This window comes from Collimonas sp. OK412 (assembly GCF_900112135.1).
Lineage (GTDB): Bacteria > Pseudomonadota > Gammaproteobacteria > Burkholderiales > Burkholderiaceae_D > Collimonas > Collimonas rhizosphaerae.
The window spans coordinates 52036-69431 of the sequence record NZ_FOLC01000024.1 but is presented as its reverse complement, the minus strand read 5'-3'; the positions used below and the strand labels follow the sequence as shown (position 1 = coordinate 69431).

Annotated in this window: 11 protein-coding genes and 1 pseudogene; 8 read left to right on the top strand and 4 right to left on the bottom strand. The window is 63.4% G+C overall.

The window, feature by feature from the left end; all coding sequences use genetic code 11:
* Positions 1 to 158 precede the first annotated feature (158 nt).
* Together BM062_RS20320 and BM062_RS20315 are read right to left on the bottom strand one after the other, a co-directional pair.
* Positions 159 to 2642 carry a DEAD/DEAH box helicase gene (locus BM062_RS20320; protein ID WP_092400209.1) on the bottom strand — a complete coding sequence of 828 codons (2484 nt, stop codon included), beginning with the start codon at positions 2640 to 2642 and terminating at the stop codon, positions 159 to 161.
* Positions 2639 to 3409: a hypothetical protein gene (locus tag BM062_RS20315; RefSeq protein ID WP_092400207.1), complete on the bottom strand. Its 771-nt coding sequence runs from the start codon at positions 3407 to 3409 to the stop codon at positions 2639 to 2641. The genes BM062_RS20320 and BM062_RS20315 overlap by 4 nt, the downstream gene beginning before the upstream one ends.
* Positions 3410 to 3616: 207 nt before the next feature.
* Here BM062_RS20315 and BM062_RS26000 point away from each other — a divergent pair.
* The 3 genes and pseudogenes from BM062_RS26000 to BM062_RS20305 form a co-directional block, all read left to right on the top strand.
* Positions 3617 to 4864, top strand: a pseudogene (locus BM062_RS26000) (oligopeptidase B); the annotation flags it as partial.
* Complete coding sequence (locus BM062_RS25995) at positions 4844 to 5767, top strand: prolyl oligopeptidase family serine peptidase (protein ID WP_371326615.1); 924 nt, start codon at positions 4844 to 4846, stop codon at positions 5765 to 5767. The pseudogene BM062_RS26000 and the gene BM062_RS25995, both read left to right, overlap by 21 nt.
* Before the next feature lie 92 nt (positions 5768 to 5859).
* Positions 5860 to 8004 carry a prolyl oligopeptidase family serine peptidase gene (locus BM062_RS20305; protein WP_175501104.1) on the top strand — a complete coding sequence of 715 codons (2145 nt, stop codon included), beginning with the start codon at positions 5860 to 5862 and terminating at the stop codon, positions 8002 to 8004.
* Positions 8005 to 8032: 28 nt separating this feature from the next.
* Here BM062_RS20305 and BM062_RS20300 read toward each other — a convergent pair whose 3' ends face one another.
* Together BM062_RS20300 and BM062_RS20295 are read right to left on the bottom strand one after the other, a co-directional pair.
* Entirely contained in the window at positions 8033 to 9055 is a 1023-nt protein-coding gene (locus tag BM062_RS20300) for an alpha/beta fold hydrolase (protein ID WP_092400203.1), read from the bottom strand.
* Between the two features lie 31 nt (positions 9056 to 9086).
* Positions 9087 to 10148 (bottom strand): AraC family transcriptional regulator, encoded by a 1062-nt coding sequence (locus BM062_RS20295; protein WP_175501103.1) that lies wholly within the window; start codon positions 10146 to 10148, stop codon positions 9087 to 9089.
* 183 nt (positions 10149 to 10331) lie between these two features.
* Between BM062_RS20295 and BM062_RS20290 the strand changes: the two genes are divergently transcribed.
* From BM062_RS20290 to BM062_RS20270, 5 genes are all read left to right on the top strand, one after another.
* Positions 10332 to 11732: a flavin-containing monooxygenase gene (locus BM062_RS20290; RefSeq protein WP_092400199.1), complete on the top strand. Its 1401-nt coding sequence runs from the start codon at positions 10332 to 10334 to the stop codon at positions 11730 to 11732.
* Positions 11729 to 12577: an SDR family NAD(P)-dependent oxidoreductase gene (locus BM062_RS20285; protein ID WP_092400197.1), complete on the top strand. Its 849-nt coding sequence runs from the start codon at positions 11729 to 11731 to the stop codon at positions 12575 to 12577. The genes BM062_RS20290 and BM062_RS20285 overlap by 4 nt, the downstream gene beginning before the upstream one ends.
* 129 nt (positions 12578 to 12706) lie before the next feature.
* Positions 12707 to 13930 (top strand): MFS transporter, encoded by a 1224-nt coding sequence (locus BM062_RS20280; RefSeq protein ID WP_092400195.1) that lies wholly within the window; start codon positions 12707 to 12709, stop codon positions 13928 to 13930.
* A gap of 64 nt (positions 13931 to 13994) precedes the next feature.
* A complete protein-coding gene (locus BM062_RS20275; RefSeq protein ID WP_092400193.1) occupies positions 13995 to 15371 on the top strand; it encodes a DUF1329 domain-containing protein in 1377 nt (458 codons plus the stop codon).
* 52 nt (positions 15372 to 15423) lie between these two features.
* Entirely contained in the window at positions 15424 to 17370 is a 1947-nt protein-coding gene (locus BM062_RS20270; protein ID WP_092400191.1) for a DUF1302 domain-containing protein, read from the top strand.
* Positions 17371 to 17396: the final 26 nt, after the last annotated feature.

Sequence of the window (17396 nt, the reverse complement as noted above, 5' to 3'; positions counted from 1 at the left end):
CACAGCCATGCATGCACCGTTTTTGAGATTGAAAGTTAACGCGATTTCGGAGAGTTTACAAGCGAAATTTGAGGGGAAGGGTCAGACTCTGACCCTAATTAATCCTGAAATAATTCGACTCTGACCCTAATTAATTGGCGGTGACGTGTGTGCTGGTTTCAGGCTAGAGGGGCCAGTAGTAGCTGCAGATCTTCGCTGCTGAACTTGGTTGCGAGTGCGGCGTCGCTGCCTAGTACGCCTTCTGCCAGCGCCGCCTTGCGGGCTTGCAGGTCGATAATGCGTTCTTCTATGCTGCCTTCGACCACGATTTTATAGACAAACACGGTCTGTTCCTGGCCGATGCGGTGGGCGCGGGCGGTTGCTTGTTCTTGCACTGCGGGGTTCCACCATGGGTCGACGTGGATCACGGTGTCGGCGGCGGTGAGGTTGAGGCCGACGCCGCCGGCCTTGAGGCTGACCAGCAGCAAGGGTACGGTTTTGTTTTGGAATTCGGCTACCAGTGCGCCGCGTTTGGCCGGCGGCGTCTTGCCGGTGAGGGCCAGCCAGGGCAGCTGCATGGCATCGAGTTCGGCGGCGATCAGGTCCAGCATTTCAGTGAATTGGGAAAACACCAGGATGCGCCGGCCTTCGGCCACCAGGGCCGGCAGCATGTCGCGCAGCAGCTCCAGCTTGGCGCGCTCGATGCCGGGCGGGTGTTCCATGCCTTTCAGCAGGAATGGATCGCAGCACACCTGCCTGAGCTTGAGCAAGGCATCGAGGATCGTGATCTGGCCGCCGCTGAAGCCTTTGCGCTTGAGCACGCGGCGCACCTGCTCATCCGCGGCCAGCCGGACGCTTTCGTACAGGTCGCGCTGCTGTCCCTGCAGCTGGACCAGCTTGAGCGTCTCGCTGCGCGGCGGCAGTTCGCTCGCCACTTCGTCCTTGCGCCGCCTGAGGATAAAAGGCCTGACCCGCTGCGCCAGCAGCTGCGCGCGCAGGGTCTGGCCGCCGATCTCGATCGGCTTGCGCCACAGGCGCGTGAAACTGCGCATGTCGCCGAGGAAACCGGGCATCAGGAAATCGAATTGGGTCCACAGTTCGCCCAGGTGGTTTTCCAGCGGCGTGCCGGTGATGCACAAGCGATGCCGCGCGCGCAGGCGCCGCACTGCGCCGGCGCTGCGGGCGGTGGCGTTCTTCACGGTCTGCGCTTCATCCAGGATCAGCATGTGGAAGGGCTGGGCTTCCAGCGCCGCGCGGTCCCGCCACAGCAGCGGGTAGGTGGTGAGCACCAGGTCGTATCCGGCCATGTGCGAGAAATCCCGATGGCGCTCCGGTCCTTGCAGGGCGAGCACGCGCAAGCCGGGCGCCATGCGCCGGGCTTCGGCCTGCCAGTTGAACACCAGCGAAGTCGGTAGCACTGCCAGCGCCGGCAGGTCAAGGCGGCCCGCCTGCTTTTCGATCAGCAAGTGCGCCAGGGCCTGCGCGGTCTTGCCCAGGCCCATGTCGTCCGCCAGGATGCCGGCCAGGCGATGCTCGCGCAGATACTGCAGCCAGGCGACGCCGTGCAATTGATAGGGCCGCAAGGTAACGCCGAGTCCGGCCGGCGCCGCCACCGCTTGCGGCGTGCCGGCGCCTTGCAGCCGTTGCGCCAGCGCGCGCAGGCCGGCGTCGCCTTGCAGTTGCCAGGCGCCATGGACGCCGGCGCGCTGGCGCTGCGTATCCAGCAGGCTCAGGCGCATCGTTTCAAGCCGGTAGGCATCCCAGGAAGAGAGCTGCAGCGGCCCGTCCTTGCGCAAGGGATCGGTCAGCAATTCCAGCATGTTGCCGACGATCGCCTTGAGCGGCGCCGCCAGCGCTTCGATCCGTTTGCCGCCGGGCGCCCGCAGCATGATCAGGGCGTGGTCGTCGATCAAGGCGATCTGCCTGGCGTCCAGCCAGCGGGCGTCGCGTTGCAGCAGGTACGCCAGCAGCGGCACCAGGTCCACCAGTTCGCCGTCGATTTCGATGCCCAGGGTCAGCAGCCAGGAGCCTTCGCCGGCGGGCAGGCCGAGCGCAGTCACCTCCTGTTCGCGGCCGCGCATGCGCGCTGCGACCTGCTTGCCCAGCAGTTCACCGGTCGCCGGGTTGACGATCAGGCGCCAGGCATCCACCGGCACGCTCTCATGGGCAAAACCGGGGCGCACCACGATCGCCCAGCCTTTGGCCTGCAAGGCGGGCAACTGCTCGGCCCAGAAATCGCCGAAGAAATCTTCCTGCACCAAGGTCCACAGCGAGGCCAGGGTGGACGCTGCTTCCTGTGCGGCGGCATCGGTGCGCCATTGCAAGGTGTCGCTGGGCAGCGGATACAGGCCCAGCTCCCACACCAGGTCTAGCGCATCGGCTTCGGCGCCCAAGTCGCGCAGCAGCAGGCGCTGGCCGTGTTCGTTTTCCACCGTTTGTGAGGATGCCGGGCGGCGGTTCAGCAAAGCGGTCGGCGCCGCGGTCTCCCATTGCAAGCCGTCATCGGTGACATAAGTCCAGCTGATCTGCGCCACCGTCACGTTGGGACCGCGCGGGCCGAACGGACCGGAAGGCCGCATGCCGAGCAGGCCGTCGCCGCGGCCCAAGGTCTGCAGCGTCAGGCGCGGCCGGAAACGGCCGACGGAGCTTGCCGCTGGATTCATCGCGGCGAAAAGTGCACAGCGAGCTTGCCCAGTGCGCCATATTGGATAACCAGGTCTTGCGCCGCGGGCAGGCCGAAACTGCCGGCATAGGAGCCGGTGATGACGGCTTGTCCGGCTTGCAGCCCCTGTCCCCGGCCGCGCAGGAATTCGGCCAGCCAGTACAGCGGCGCGCGCGGGTCGGCGGCCGGGTGGCGGCCGTCCAGCCGGATTGTTTCGCCGGCGCCGGTGTCGATATCGATCGCCAGCACGGCCGCGCCGCGCGCGTGTTCGGCATCCACTTGCGGGCCAATGTACAAGCCCTGGTTGAGCAGTCCGTCCGCTAGGTTTTCAAGAAAACCCGCTTCATCTGGATCGCTGTAGCGGCTGTCTATCAGTTCGAGCGCGAGGCAGGTGCGCACGATGGCGGCATCGATCTCCGCTGCGGAATAAGGCAACGGGCGCGGCGGCAAATCGCGGCCGAGGATGAAAGCCAGTTCCGGCTCGACCCGTACCTGGCCGCCGCGCACCCACGCCGTACACAGTCCGCCGCTAAAGACGGTGTCGCCATAGATCGGCGCCGCCACCGGCTGCCCTTCGACCGGCATGCCGCATTTCCAGGCAGTTATCGCGGCGCCAGCCTGGGCGCTGACCAGCGCCTGTATCGCCAGCGCTGCCTCGGCATCCTGCGGCCGCATCGGCTGCGGCAGGCGCGCTCCCTGGGCGCCGGTTTTGCGGCGCGTCGCCAGGATGGCGGCGGCGTCGGACAAGGCTTGCGGGGTTTGGGGCATGGCGGCTTTCAAATTGGCGGGTGCGGGCAGTTGCAGCAGTCTGCCCGATATTCTAGCCGCGAACGGCAATGGCCGAGAGCCAGCATATTGTGTTTCCGCGGGATTACAGGTAACTTAGCGGATTGCAACAGAGTTGCATGTTGAGGATTGCCCCTACCCCGGGCAAATCCAGGCGCACTGTCTATCCATACAAGGGATCTGTACTATATGTCTTTTCTTCCGCAACGCACCCATACCCTGGGCGCATTTTTCCTGGCTCTGATGACCTCTGCTTCCACACTCGCCGCATCCCCTCCGACACCGCCGTTCGCCGCCAAACAAGCCTGGCAGGAAACCCGCCACGGAGAAACCGTCACCGACGACTACCGCTGGCTGCGCGAAAAAACCAATCCCAAGGTGATCGCCTACCTGAAGGCAGAGAATGCCTATACCCAGGCCATGACCAAGGACCTGGCGCCGCTCACGAAAAAACTCTACGGTGAAATCAAGGGCCGCATGAAGGAAACCGACTTGTCGGTGCCGACCCGGCGCGGCAATTATTACTATTACAGCCGCACCGAAGCCGGCCAGCAATACCCCATCATTTGCCGCCGCCTGGCCAAGGCCGATGCCGGTTTCGCCTATGACGCCAGGACCGCGGAAGAAATCCTGCTGGATGAAAACCTGCTCGCCAAAGGCAAGAAATTTTTCGAGGTAGAGAGTTTTTCAGTCAGTCCCGACGACCGTTACCTGGCCTATTCCACCGACACCGTCGGCTAACGCCAGTACCAGCTGCATGTCAAGGATTTGAGCACAGGCAAGCTGCTTGGCGATACGGTGGAGCGCGTGACTACCCTGGCCTGGGCGGCGGATAGCCAGACCCTGTTCCTGGTGCAGGAAGACGCCACCACCAAGCGCTCCGACCTGCTGCTGCGCCTCAAGCTGGGCGCCAAGCCGGTAGAGGTATACCGCGAAGCGGTGGAGCAGTTCAACCTTGGCGTCGGCAACAGCGGCGACCGCAAATTCATCGAGCTCGAAGCGCAAAGCACCGACACCACCGAAGTCAGCCTGCTGCCGGCAGACCAGCCGCAAGGCAGTTTCCGTTCAGTGCTGGGACGCGAAACCGGCCATCGCTACCATGTCGATCACCGCGACGGCGAGCTGTTCATCATGACCAACAAGGACGCCAAGAATTTCCGCCTGGTGACGGCGCCGCTGGCGACCCCCGGGCCAGAGCACTGGAAAGAACTGGTAACGCACGATCCCGACGTGCTGCTGGAATCCTTCGAGCTATTCCGCGATTTCCTGGTGGTCAGCGAAAAATCGGATGCGCAAGAACGTTCCCGCATCTACAATTTTGCCGACCACAGCTGGAAGACCGTGCAGTTCGACGAAGCGGTGTACGCCTCGCATGCCGGCGGCACGCCGGAATTCACTTCAAGCCAATACCGCCTGATGTACGAGTCGCCGGTGACGCCGTCGACGGTGTTCGACGTCGACATGGCAAGCGGCCAGCGCAAGCTGCTGAAGCAGCAGGAAGTGCCCGGCTACGATCCGGCCCTGTATGAAACCAAACGCCTGTGGGCCACCGCGCGCGACGGCGTCAAGGTGCCGCTCTGGACCGTCGCCAAAAAGGGCATCAAGCTGGACGGTTCGGCGCCATTGCTGCTGTACGCCTACGGCTCCTACGGCATCCCGGCCGAAGCCACCTTCTCCAACAGCCGCGTCAGCCTGCTCGATCGCGGCGTGGTGTTTGCCGAAGCGCATATCCGCGGCGGCAACGACATGGGCGAGCACTGGCACGACGACGGCATGCTGATGCACAAGAAAAACACCTTCTACGATTTCATCGACAGCGCCGAATACCTGGTCAAGCAGGGCTGGACCAGCCCGCAGCGCCTGGTCATCGAAGGCGGCAGCGCCGGCGGCCTGCTGATGGGCGCGGTCGCCAACCTGCGTCCCGACCTGTTCCATGCCGTGCATGCGGCAGTGCCGTTCGTCGACGTGATGAACAGCATGATGGACGCCAGCCTGCCGCTGACCACGGGCGAATACCTGGAGTGGGGCAATCCTAACGAAAAGCCTGCCTACGACTACATGCGCAGCTATTCGCCCTACGACAATATCGAACGCAAGGCGTATCCGTCGATGCTGGTCACCACCGGCCTCAACGATAGCCAGGTGATGTATTGGGAGCCGGCGAAATATGTCGCCAAGCTGCGCGCGCTGAAAACCGACCACAATCCCCTGCTGCTCAAAGTGAACATGGGAGCCGGCCACGGCGGCGCTTCCGGCCGCTACGATGCGATCAAGGAACGCGCGTTTGAAATGGCGTGGATGCTGTCGCAATGGGGTTTGCTGCAGCCGGGAAAACGCTAGGCTGCACCTCGCAAAGATCATTCAAGTCATTTAATTTACCAAGGATTGTCATGCAATTTTTGAACACACCATCGCGGCTGTTTGCAGTTACTGTGGCCACAGCAGTTGCAACACTCGTCACGGCCTTGCCTGCCCACGCAGTCAGCGTCGCCCCGGTGCAGGACGTCAGCGACGTCTTGCACGGCGTCACGGTCAAAGATCCGTACCGCTATTTCGAGAATGTGAAGGATCCCAAGGTGCAGTCCTGGCTCAAGGAGCAGGGCGAATCGGCGCGCAAGGAACTGGACCGGATAGAACTGCGCAACCAGCTGGAACAGCGCATCGCCGATATTTCCGCCGCCACCGGCGACGACATCCGCGACATCACGCGCATGCCGGGCAACCAGGTGTATTACCTCAAGCGCGCCCGCGGCGAAAAACAGTTCAAGCTGGTGATGCGCGACAGCCTGCAAGGTCCCGAGCGCGTCCTGGTCGATCCTGAACTGGACGCCAAGCGCACCGGCGTGCCGCACGCCATCAATTATTTCGTGCCGGCCTGGGACGGCAGGCACGTAGCCTACGGCGTTTCCGCCGGCGGTTCGGAAGATGCCTCGCTGTATATCCTCGATACGGCAAGCGGGAAAAATGTCGGCGAACCGATTCCACGCGTGCATGAAGCCCTGCTCGGCTGGCTGCCGGACAGCAAGTCGCTTACCTACAACCAGCTCAAGGCGCTCAAGCCGGGCGACCCGGATTCAGAGACCTATCTCGACAGCAAGGTGATGTGGCTCAAGGTCGGCGCGCCGGCCGCCGAAGCCAAGGCGGTGTTCGGCCCGACCGTTACTACCGACCTGGGCCTGGCCCGTCTCGATGTCGGCGCTATCCTCTTCAATCCGGGCAGCCGCTGGATGGTTGCGCGCACCACCGACACCACCTTGCCGGAAGGTTTCCTGTTCGTGGCCGATGTCGCCGACCTCGACAAGCCGGCCATCGCCTGGAAGAAAATTTCCAGCTTCGACGACAAGATCACCGATGCCGAACTGAAAGGCAACGACCTGTACCTGCTGACGCATGACCATGCGCCGCGCAACCGCGTGCTGAAACTCGACTTGCGCCATCCTGACCTGAAACTGGCGCGCGAAGTGGCCAGCGCGCCGCCAGACGCGGTGCTGGAAAAATTCTCGCTGACACGCGATGCGCTGATCGGCGAAGTGCGCGAGGGCACCTCGATCGTGCTGCGGCGCTATGCGGCCGGCGACACCAAGGGCCAGAACATCCCCTTGCCGTTCAAAGGTGCCGCCACCGTCCATAACGATCCGGCCCATGCCTACAGCGATGTGCTGTACACCTTGAACGGCTGGACCGAGCTGCCGCGCACCCTGCTGCTCAAGGGCAAGCTGTCGAGCGACCCCGGCCTGCGCGTGAATCCGCCCATGCCTGGCCTGCCCGAAGTGGAAGTGGTCGACGTCAAGGTGACTAGCCATGACGGCGCGCTGGTGCCGATGACCCTGCTGTACAAGAAGGGCCTGAAACGCGACGGCAGCAATCCGACCTTGCTGGACGGTTACGCCGCTTACGGTTTTTCCCAGACCGCCGGTTTCTCGCCTGCCCGCATGGCCTGGCTTGAGCGCGGCGGCGTGCTGGCATTCGCCAACGTGCGCGGCAGCGGCGTCTATGGCGATGACTGGTACCGGGCCGGCTTCAAGACCACCAAGTCGAATACCTGGAAAGACGGCGTGGCTTGCGCCAAATACCTGATCGCCGAAGGTTACGCAACGCCCAAGACCCTGGGCGTGATGGGCACCAGCGCCGGCGGCATCTTCGTCGGCCGCACCGTGACTAGCGCGCCTGAGCTGTTTGCGGCAGCGATCTTCAATGTCGGCATCATGGACGCCGTGCGCGCCGAAGACAGCGCCAACGGCATCACCAACATTTCCGAATTCGGCAGCGCCAGGAACCCGAAGGAATTCCCGGCCTTGCTGGAGATGAGCACCTACCACAACATCAAGGACAACACCGCTTATCCCGCCGTCATGCTGGTGCACGGCATGAACGACCCGCGCGTCGACGTCTGGCACAGCGCCAAGACCGCGGCCCGCCTGCAGGCAGCCACCAGCAGCGGCAAGCCGGTCCTGTTGCGGCTCGACATGCAGGCCGGCCATGGCGTAGGCAGCACGGCTACCCAGCGTTATGCCTTGTCTGCCGATATCTACAGTTTCCTGCTGTGGCAAATGGGGAAGGCAAAGCAGGCGGATTAGGCAACCCGCAGCCGCCCGGCCGCCGGCGTCAATGCGCCGCGAGCCACCCTAGCAAGGCTTTGTGGAACTCTGCCGGCTGCTCCATCTGCGGCGCATGGCCGAGGCCGGCAAACTCGACCAGCGTAGCTTGCGGAATCAGCTTGGCGGCTTGTTTGCCCAGCACCTTGTAGCGGCCTATCTTTGCCTTTACCTCCGGCGAAGCGGCATCGCTGCCGATGGCGGTGGTGTCCGCATCGCCGATCAGCAGCAGGGTCGGCATGGCGAGATCCTTGAATTCGTAGACCACCGGCTGCGTAAAAATCATGTCGTAGACCAGCGCCGAATTCCACGCCACCACGGCGTGGCCCGGTCCCTGGTTGAGGCCCGCCAGCATGGTCACCCAGCGTTCATATTCCGGCTTCCAGCGGCCGACATAGTAGGTGCTCTGTTCATAGTTGCGCAGGCCGTCGGCATTCAGCTTCAATTCGCGCTGGTACCACTGGTCGACCGTGCGGTACGGCACGCCCAGCGCTTTCCAGTCTTCCAGGCCGATCGGGTTGACCATCACCAGCTGGGTCGCCTGGTCCGGGTACAGCAGGGCATAGCGGGTGGCCAGCATGCCGCCGGTCGAGTGGCCGACGATGACGGCTTTGCGGATGCCCAGCTGCGCCAGCAAACCGTGGGTATTGATGGCGAGCTGCTGGAACGAATACTGGTAATGCTCGGGTTTGCTCGAGGTGCAGAAGCCGACCTGGTCTGGTGCAACCACCCGGTAGCCGGCGGCGCCCAGCGCCTTGATGGTCTGTTCCCAGGTAGCGCCGCAGAAATTCTTGCCATGCATCAGGACCACGGTGCGGCCGTTGGTGGCGCCGGTCGGGGCGACGTCCATGTAACCCATCTGCAGCTGCTTGCCTTGCGATTCGAAGGCGTAGTGTTTCAATTCGTAAGGATAGTCGAAGCCTTGCAGTTCAGGACCGTAGGCAGGCGCAGCAGGAAGCGCCGGTGCGGCGGCAGCGGATAACGCGGCGCTGAGCAGCAAGCTGCCGAGCAAGAAAGGCAAGCAATTCGGCATGCGGCAATCCTCCGGAAACGAAGCGGCTATCTTACTCCCGGATTTCGGTCGGCGCCACGCCGGTCCAGCGCTTGAATGCGCGCCGGAAATTCCTCACATCTTTAAAGCCGGTTTCGGCGGCGACATCGGCCACTGAAAACTTGGAATGCGACAGCAATTCCAGCGCGCGCGATTTCCTCACCGATTCCAGCAGGCCCTGGTAAGAAAAACCGGCATCGTTCAGGCGGCGGCGCAAGGTCCGCTCGCCGATGTTGAGCGTGGCGGCGATGCTCTGCAGCGACGGCAGGTCTTTCAGATTGTCGCGGATCGCGCGCTCGATGGTGGTGGAAAGATCGACTTTTTCCTGTTCCACCGTAAGATTCTCTTCGATCAGTTTAATGGCCGTCTTGGCTACCAGGGCATCGTGGGTAGGCAGCGGATAGTTCATCCAGTTGACGTCGGTGATCAAGCGGTTGCGCGAGCAGCCGAAGCGCACCGGGCAACGGAAAATCGTATCGTAGATGGCGGCGTGCGGCGGCGGCTGGTACACCAGTTCGATCGCCGCCGGCGTGAACTGCGGCCCGACCAGGTGGCGCACGATATTGACCATGCTGGAAAACGCTTCCTCGATCAGGAACATCTCGATATCGGGATCGTAGAACTGCGGGTCGGCCACGATCGCGACCTGCTGGCCGCGCAGCTCCATGGCGATATGGATTAGCGAACCTGCTCCTTTCTGGTAGTGGATGCCGATTTCGCTGGCTTCGCCCAAGGTGGCGCAGGTCATCATGCCGAAGCCGACCAGGCCCCACGACACCAGCGTCTGCCGGCTGCCTACCGCCAGCCCGAGCCCGGTATCGCCGATCAGCTTCTGGCCGCGGCGGATCATCATGCTGCCCTGGCGGTAGGAGATCTTGAAATTGGGCTGGTTCAGGTCTTCCGCGCTGAAACCGAGGCCGCGGCAGAGGGACGCGGTGTCATGGCCGCGTTCGTGGGCGACGATCGACAGATAGCGCGGCGTCAGGGGATTGATCGATGCTGTCGAGTAGCGCGGATCAATCCGTTCGGGTTTGGCGGCGGCCGGTTTTGCGGCAGGTTTCGCGGTCGGTTTCATGCTTGCCATTGTGTCGGCAAGACAGGCGGTTGTCTAGCCTGCATGCATGCGACGGACAATATTCTGTCCGTTAAAGACCCTTCCGCCGTCCGTTTCGGCCCTCACTCCGCGGCCCGGACTTCGTTACATTGGATGGACGCCAGACAATTCAAACCAGCCCAGCCGATGTCCAGGAGATTGCCAATGAGTGCTTCATCCGTTTCCAGCAGCAACGCAGCAGTGTGCATTATCGGCGGCGGTCCCGGCGGCCTGAGCGCCGCCCGCGCCCTCAAGCGGCAAGGCATCAGCTACGAACAGTTCGAGCGCCACAGCGACGTCGGCGGCATCTGGGACATGGACAATCCGGGCAGCCCGATGTACGAATCGGCGCATTTCATTTCATCGCGCGACCTGTCGGGTTATGCCGATTTCCCCATGCCGAAAGACTATCCGGACTATCCGACCAACCGGCAGATCGTCGCCTACGTCAGGTCATTCGCGCGCGCCTTCGGCCTGTACGACAATATCCGTTTCGGCGTCTCGGTGCAGGCCATCGACAAGCTGCCCGACCAGCGCTGGCAAGTCACGCTGGGGAACGGCGAGCAGCGCCACTATCGCGCAGTGATCTGCGCCACCGGCTGCAACTGGGACCCCAGCCTGCCGGAAATCAAGGGCAATTTCAGCGGCGAGATCCGCCACTCGGTAAGCTACAAGCGCGGCGAGGAATTCAAGGGCAAGCGGGTGATGGTGGTCGGCGCCGGCAATTCCGGCGCCGACATTTCCTGCGACGCCGCCACCTACGCCGATGCCGCATTCATCAGCATGCGCCGCGGCTATCATTTCATCCCCAAGCATCTGTTCGGCGTCCCGGCCGACGAGTTTGCCGAAAAAGGGCCGCAACTGCCGATGTGGCTGGAGCGGCCGGTGTTCAGCGGCATACTCAAGATGATCACCGGCGACCTGACCCGTTTCGGCCTGCCCAAGCCGGACCACAAGCTGTTCGAAAGCCATCCCTTGATGAACACGCAATTGCTGCACCATCTGCAGCACGGCAACATCGCGGTGCGCCCGGACGTCGAGCGCTACGACGGCGACGAAGTGGTGTTCAAGGACGGCAGCCGGGAACAGCTGGACCTGGTGCTGTACGCCACCGGCTACAAATGGAGCGCGCCGTACGCCGGCAAATATTTCGAGTGGCAGGGCGGACGGCCGCAGATGTACCTGTCGGTATTCAGCCGCCTGCACCGCAACCTGTTCGGCATCGGTTATATAGAAACCAACTCCAGCGCTTTCAAGCTGTTCGATGCGCAAGCCCACCTGATCGCCAGCTACCTGCGCGAGCAGGGCGCTGGCGCGGAGCGGGTGCGCGCCTTCGATGAGCTGATCGCGCACGACGATCCCGACCTGTCGGGCGGCATCAAGTTCGTCAAGTCGCAACGCCATACGGTGTACCTGGAAGTGCACGCGCTCAAGCGTTACCTGAAAAAGCTGCACAAGCGTATCGGCTGGCCGGCATTGCGCGACGGCGATTACCGGCAGATGATCCAGGCGCCGGCGGCAGTTGCGCCGCAACCGCGGAAAGACGCCTTGCAGGAGGCGGCATGAAGCTCGGCCCGGAATTTGCCGGGCGGGTCGCCCTGCTGACCGGCGCCGCCGGCGGCATCGGCCGCGAGATCGCCAAGCGCCTCGACGATGCCGGTCTGCGCCTGGTGCTGTGCGATTTGAACCAGGACGGCCTGGCCGAACTCGCCGCCGAACTGAAACAGGAACCGCTGCTGATTGCCGGCGATCTATGCCAGCGTTCGCTGCTGGAGCATATCCGCCAGACGGTAGAGGAAAAGTTCGGCCGCCTGGACATTCTGCTGAACAACGCCGCCGTGGTGCGCACCGACCGCTTCGACGAATATACGCTCGACCATATCGAAAGCGACCTGCATATCAACCTGATCACGCCGCTGCTGCTGTCGCGCATCATGGTGCCGCTGCTCAAGCAGGCGCCGGATCCGCGCATCATCAACACGATTTCCCTGGGCGGCGTCTTGCCGATGCCGGAGAGTCCGTTGTACAGTGCAAGCAAATTCGGTTTGCGTGGCGCGACGTTGTCGATCGCGGTGGATTTCGAAAAGAAGGGCATCAAGGTCGGCGGCATCTTGCCGTCGTCGGTGGATACCGCACAGCTGCGCCATGAAGCGCTGACCGGCGGCAGCGCCCTGAATTTCATCGATCCGCCGCAGAGCCCGTCGCATGTGGCGGATGAAATGCTGCGCATGCTGCTGGAGCCGCGCTACGAGCGTTACCCGAAAGTGTCGGACGCGATGCTGGTGCGGCTGGCCATGCTGTTCCCGAACAAGATCGGCAAGATCATCAACTGGTTTGAAAAGAAAGGGCAGGCCGGGCGCAAGCGCTATCTGGAAGAGCGCGGCCTGACCAGCCAGGTGGTGCGCTGGTAGCGCAGTTGTAGAGTTGCAGAGCCGAGAGATTGGCGCAGCCGCATTCCGCGACAGACGGATGGCCGCGCAGGCAGGATGTTCGTCCCGCTGTAAAAACATCATATCAACCCGCCCGAGGGAGACCAAGAGATGGCTTCAAGTGCAGCGCCGGCCCCGGCCGTTGTGACACAGGCGCATGCCGCGCCGGCGTTCGCCGCCGACGGTCCCGGCACGGCCTTGGCGCCGGCCGCGCCCGGTCCGCGCGCCATGCTGCGGCTGGCGATCGTGTATGCGGTAGCGATCAACGGCACCATCCTGACGCCGTTCATCGTCTCTGCCCTGATGCGGCGCTTCGGCCTGGACGAGGGCCAGGCCACCATGATGACCGGCTTCGAAATGCTGGGCATGGCGCTCAGCTGCATGGTGCTGCCGCGTTGGGCGTCGCGCTACGCCTTGCGCTTCGCCTGGATCGGCGCCGCCGGCACTGTCGCCGCCCAGGTCGCCAGCGCGCTGCTGGCCGGAGCGCAGGCAGTCGGCGTCGCCCGCGGCCTGGCTGGCGTGTTCGAAGGGATGCTGTTCATGCTGGTCGCGGCCAGCGTCGCCAACCAGCCGTCGGCGGAACGCATCTGGGGCGTGATCATCCTGGTCGCCGGGCTGGTCAACGGCGCGCTGCTGATCGGCATTTCCTACCTGCCGGAGCGCTGGGCGGCGCAATGGCTGTTCCTTGCCATGGGCGCCTTGGTCGCCTGCGCCGCGCCGCTGCTGCTGCGCGCCAGCCGCGATATCGTCGACGAGCGCCGTCCGCGCAAATCTGCCGGCGCCGGCTTGCCATGGCTGCGCATCGCCGCCGTCTGGATCCTCACCGTATTGATCTACGGCGTGCAGGCAGGGCAGTGGGCGGTCACCGAACTGGCCGGCCAGCACGCCGGCCTGGCTACCTCGACCATCGGCATGCTGCTGTCGATTTCATCTTTCCTCGGTTTCGCCGGCTGCGTCGCCTCCTCCTGGCGCGGCAGCCATCGCCATCGCATCGCGATTATCTGCGCTGCCCAGCTGCTGATGATCGTTTCCCTGATGTGGTTCTTCTCGGCGCGCAGCGGCGCCGCCTATTTCAGCAGCCAGCTGCTGCTCAACATCGGTTTCTACGCATTGGTTCCCTTTCTGACCGGCTTGCTGTCGGAGATTGACGAAGATGGCTCGCTGGTGTCCCGTACGGTGGTGGTGACGCTGCTCGGCGTGGCGTTCGGCACCACCCTGGCCGGCTGGCTGCTGACCGCTCTTGGCGCCGAGCGGTTCGGCATGGTGCTGGGGGCAACGGTGCTGCTCGGGATGCCTGCGGTGGCCGTCGCGTTTGCTCCGCGCCAGCCGCAATAAAGAAGCAACAGGATTGTTCATCGAATTCCAATGATTTTGTGATGTGACCTGCGAGGAGATAAAAATGCACCCGATCAAACCGAGGGCATCCGTGGTGATGCTGTCCGCCGCCTGGGCCTGCTGCCTGTTGACCGCGCCGCTGTGGGCGCAGCAGGCAGCCAGGCTGGGCGCCGAGCTGACGCCGGTCGGCGCCGAAAAGGCTGGCAACAAGGATGGCACGATCCCGGCCTGGAGCGGCGGCGACCTCGCCGCGGCGGGCGGCTACAAGGCTGGCCAGCCGCGTCCCAATCCGTATGCGGCCGACAAGGCGGTGACTTCGATCACTGCCGCCAATGTCGACAAATATGCCGCCAAGCTGTCGCCCGGCCAGGTGCAGCTGATCAAGAGCATCAAGGGTTACCGCATGGATGTCTATCCGACCCACCGTTCCTGCGGTTATCCGGACGTGGTGTACCAGCGCAGCAAGGAAAATGTCGGTTTCGCCAAGATCGGGCAAAACGGCTACGAGCTGGTGGAAGCCAAGACTGCCGGTTATCCGTTCCCGATGCCGGCCAACGGCGTCGAGGCAATGTGGAATTTCAAGATGCGCTACCAGGGCGAGGGCCTGACCTGGGCCTATGCCACGGCGATCCCGCCGAAAGGCGGCAGCGGCATCGGCGAGCCGCTGATCCAGGAAGACTACATCATGTTCCCGCTGTCGAATCCAAAGAACAACACGATCGCCGGCGCCAAGGGCATCGAATCGCTTTACCTGAGCCCGTACATCGCGCCGGCCCAGTTCGCCGGCGACGTCACCTTGTCGCATGCCTACATCGGCAAGACCAACGATATCTGGCTGTACTTCGCCAGCCAGCGCCGGGTGCGCCGGGCGCCGACCTATTCCTACGACGCGCCCATCCTGAACGATGAAAATCTCGAAACCATCGACCAGTACACCATGTACAACGGCCCGCTGGACCGCTACGATTTCAAGCTGGTCGGCAAGAAGGAAATGATCGTTCCCTACAACTGGAACAAGGTCAACGCCGTGGAAAACAAGATCGGCGACGTGGTGCAGCCGACGTTCCTCAACCGCGACATGACACGCTACGAAACCCATCGCGTGTGGGAAGTGGAGGCGACCGTCAAGCAGGGCGCGCGCCACACTTTTCCGAAACGGACGTTTTACCTGGATGAAGATTCCTGGCAGATCCTGGTGCAGGACCTGTACGACGGCCAGGGCAAGGTGCAGCGCGTGATGGAAAGCGGGGTGGTGATGGCGACCGAACTGCCGGCCTGCGTGCAGGAAGGTTATGCCAGTTACGACCTGTCGCTGGGACGCTACATCGCCGAACGGATTCCGGCCGGGCAAAAACAGTCCGATTGGCTGGCCGGGCGCGAAGGCCGGGTCAAGGAATCGATGTTTGAACCAGACGGCCTGCGCCGCTTTGCCAGCCGCTGACCGCCGTCCATAAAAAAATCGCGCAGTTTGTTCGTATCCCGGGGAGAGAAGGATGAAGAAGATGGCGAGGAAGATGAGGCAGGGCAGGCAGTCGGGTTTCAAGCCGGGCATGGTGGTGGCCCTGGTGTGGGGCAGCTCGACGGTGTTCAGCCATACGGCCAGCGCCGAGCAGTTCGACCTGGGCAACGGCCTCAGGGGCAGCTTCGACTCTTCCATTTCCTTCGGCATGGCGGTGCGCACCTCCAGCCCGAACTGCGCCTTCATCGGCCAGGACAACGGCGGCTGCGCCAGCAGCGACCAGGTCGGCATCGCGCGCCGCGATCCGGTCAATTTCAACCAGTCGTATGACTTGACCAGGCTCAACCAGGACAACGGCAATCTCAACTACAAGAGCGGGCAGGTGTTCTCGGCGACCTTGCGCGGCGTGCATGACCTGTTCCTGAAAGCGCCGGACGGCTGGAGCGGCCTGATGCGGGCCGCGTGGTCCTACGATTTCGCCGCCGACCGCACCCGTTACGCCGACCTGGAACCCGATGCGCGCAGCCATGCGGTGCACGACATCCGCCTGCTGGACGCCTACGTCAACAAGGAATTCGAGATCGACCAGCATCCGGTGCGGGCGCGGGTCGGCAACCAGGTGATCAGCTGGGGCGAAGACATTTTCATTCCCGGCGGGATCAATTCGATCAATGCCATCGATGTGCGCCGCGCCCATAGCCCGGGGGTGCAGCTGAAAGAGATTTTCCGGCCGGCGCCGATCCTGTCCCTGAATGCCGAAGTGGCCAAGGGCCTGAGCGTCGAAGGTTATTACCAGACGCGCTGGAACGGTTATGAATTCGATCCGGTCGGCACCTTCTTCTCCACCAGCGATATCGTCGGCCGCGGCTCCACCGGCGCTTTCCTGCCGACCTCGCTGGTCAATTCGGTGACCGGCCCGCTCGGCCTGCCGCCGGCGCCGCCCGGCACCGTGGGCGATACCGGCACCCGCATCATCGGCATCAATCCGAGCACCGGGCTGCCGTTCAACCGGCAGCTGTCGGCGAGCGAACTGGCCGATCCCAACCTGAATCCCTTGTACGGTCCGCTGGTCCACAGCGGCAGCGTGATCCCGCGCGGCGTCGACCGCAATCCCAGGAACAGCGGCCAGTTCGGGCTGTCGACCCGCTATACCTTTCCCGACAGCGGCGACGAACTGGCGCTGTACTACATCCGCTATCACGACAAGATTCCGTTCGCCAGCATCCGCGTCAACCAGGGCGCCACCGCCAATCCATTCGGCTGGCAAGAGATTTACCTGGACTACGCCGAGGACCGCAACCTGTTCGGGGTCTCGTACAACACCCGCGCCGGCGACTGGGCTTTCGGCACCGAGCTGTCGTTCCGTCCGAAGGAAAGCACGCCCATCGATCCGACCATCGTCAGCAATCCGAACAATCCGTATTACTGCAATGCCGACCTGAATCCAGCCAACTACCGTCCCACCGGCTATGTCTGCCGCGGCGCGGTCGACCAGAAGAAATACCAGTTCCACCTGACCGCGCTCAACATCTTCACCCCGGGCGGCAGCTTCGGCGGCTTGCTGCGCGCGCTGGGCGCGACCGAGGGCACGTTTACCTCGGAACTGGCGGCGGCCTACTATCCTGACCTTGACCTCAACCGCGGCATCCCTTATTCGGTGGCGTCCGACTACCGGTCGCCGACCAAACTGTCGAGCGGCCTGGTGGCGCAGATCGGCGTCAACTATCCCGCCGCGTTCGGCGGCCAGGCTTCCTATGCACCCGACCTGTCGCTGTCGTACGGCATGTCTGGCGTATCCGCCAGCGCCTTGCCGGGTTTCATCCAGGGTGCGGGCGCGGTGGTGCTGGGCCTGACAGTGGACTTCAAGACCAAGCCGGCCACCAAGATGCGCGTCGACTACACCCACAACTACGGCGGCGGCTTGTCCAACCTGAGCCGCGACCGCGATTTCGCCACCTTCAGCTTCACGACTTCGTTCTGATGAAGCAGCTAACCAGCGATTGGATG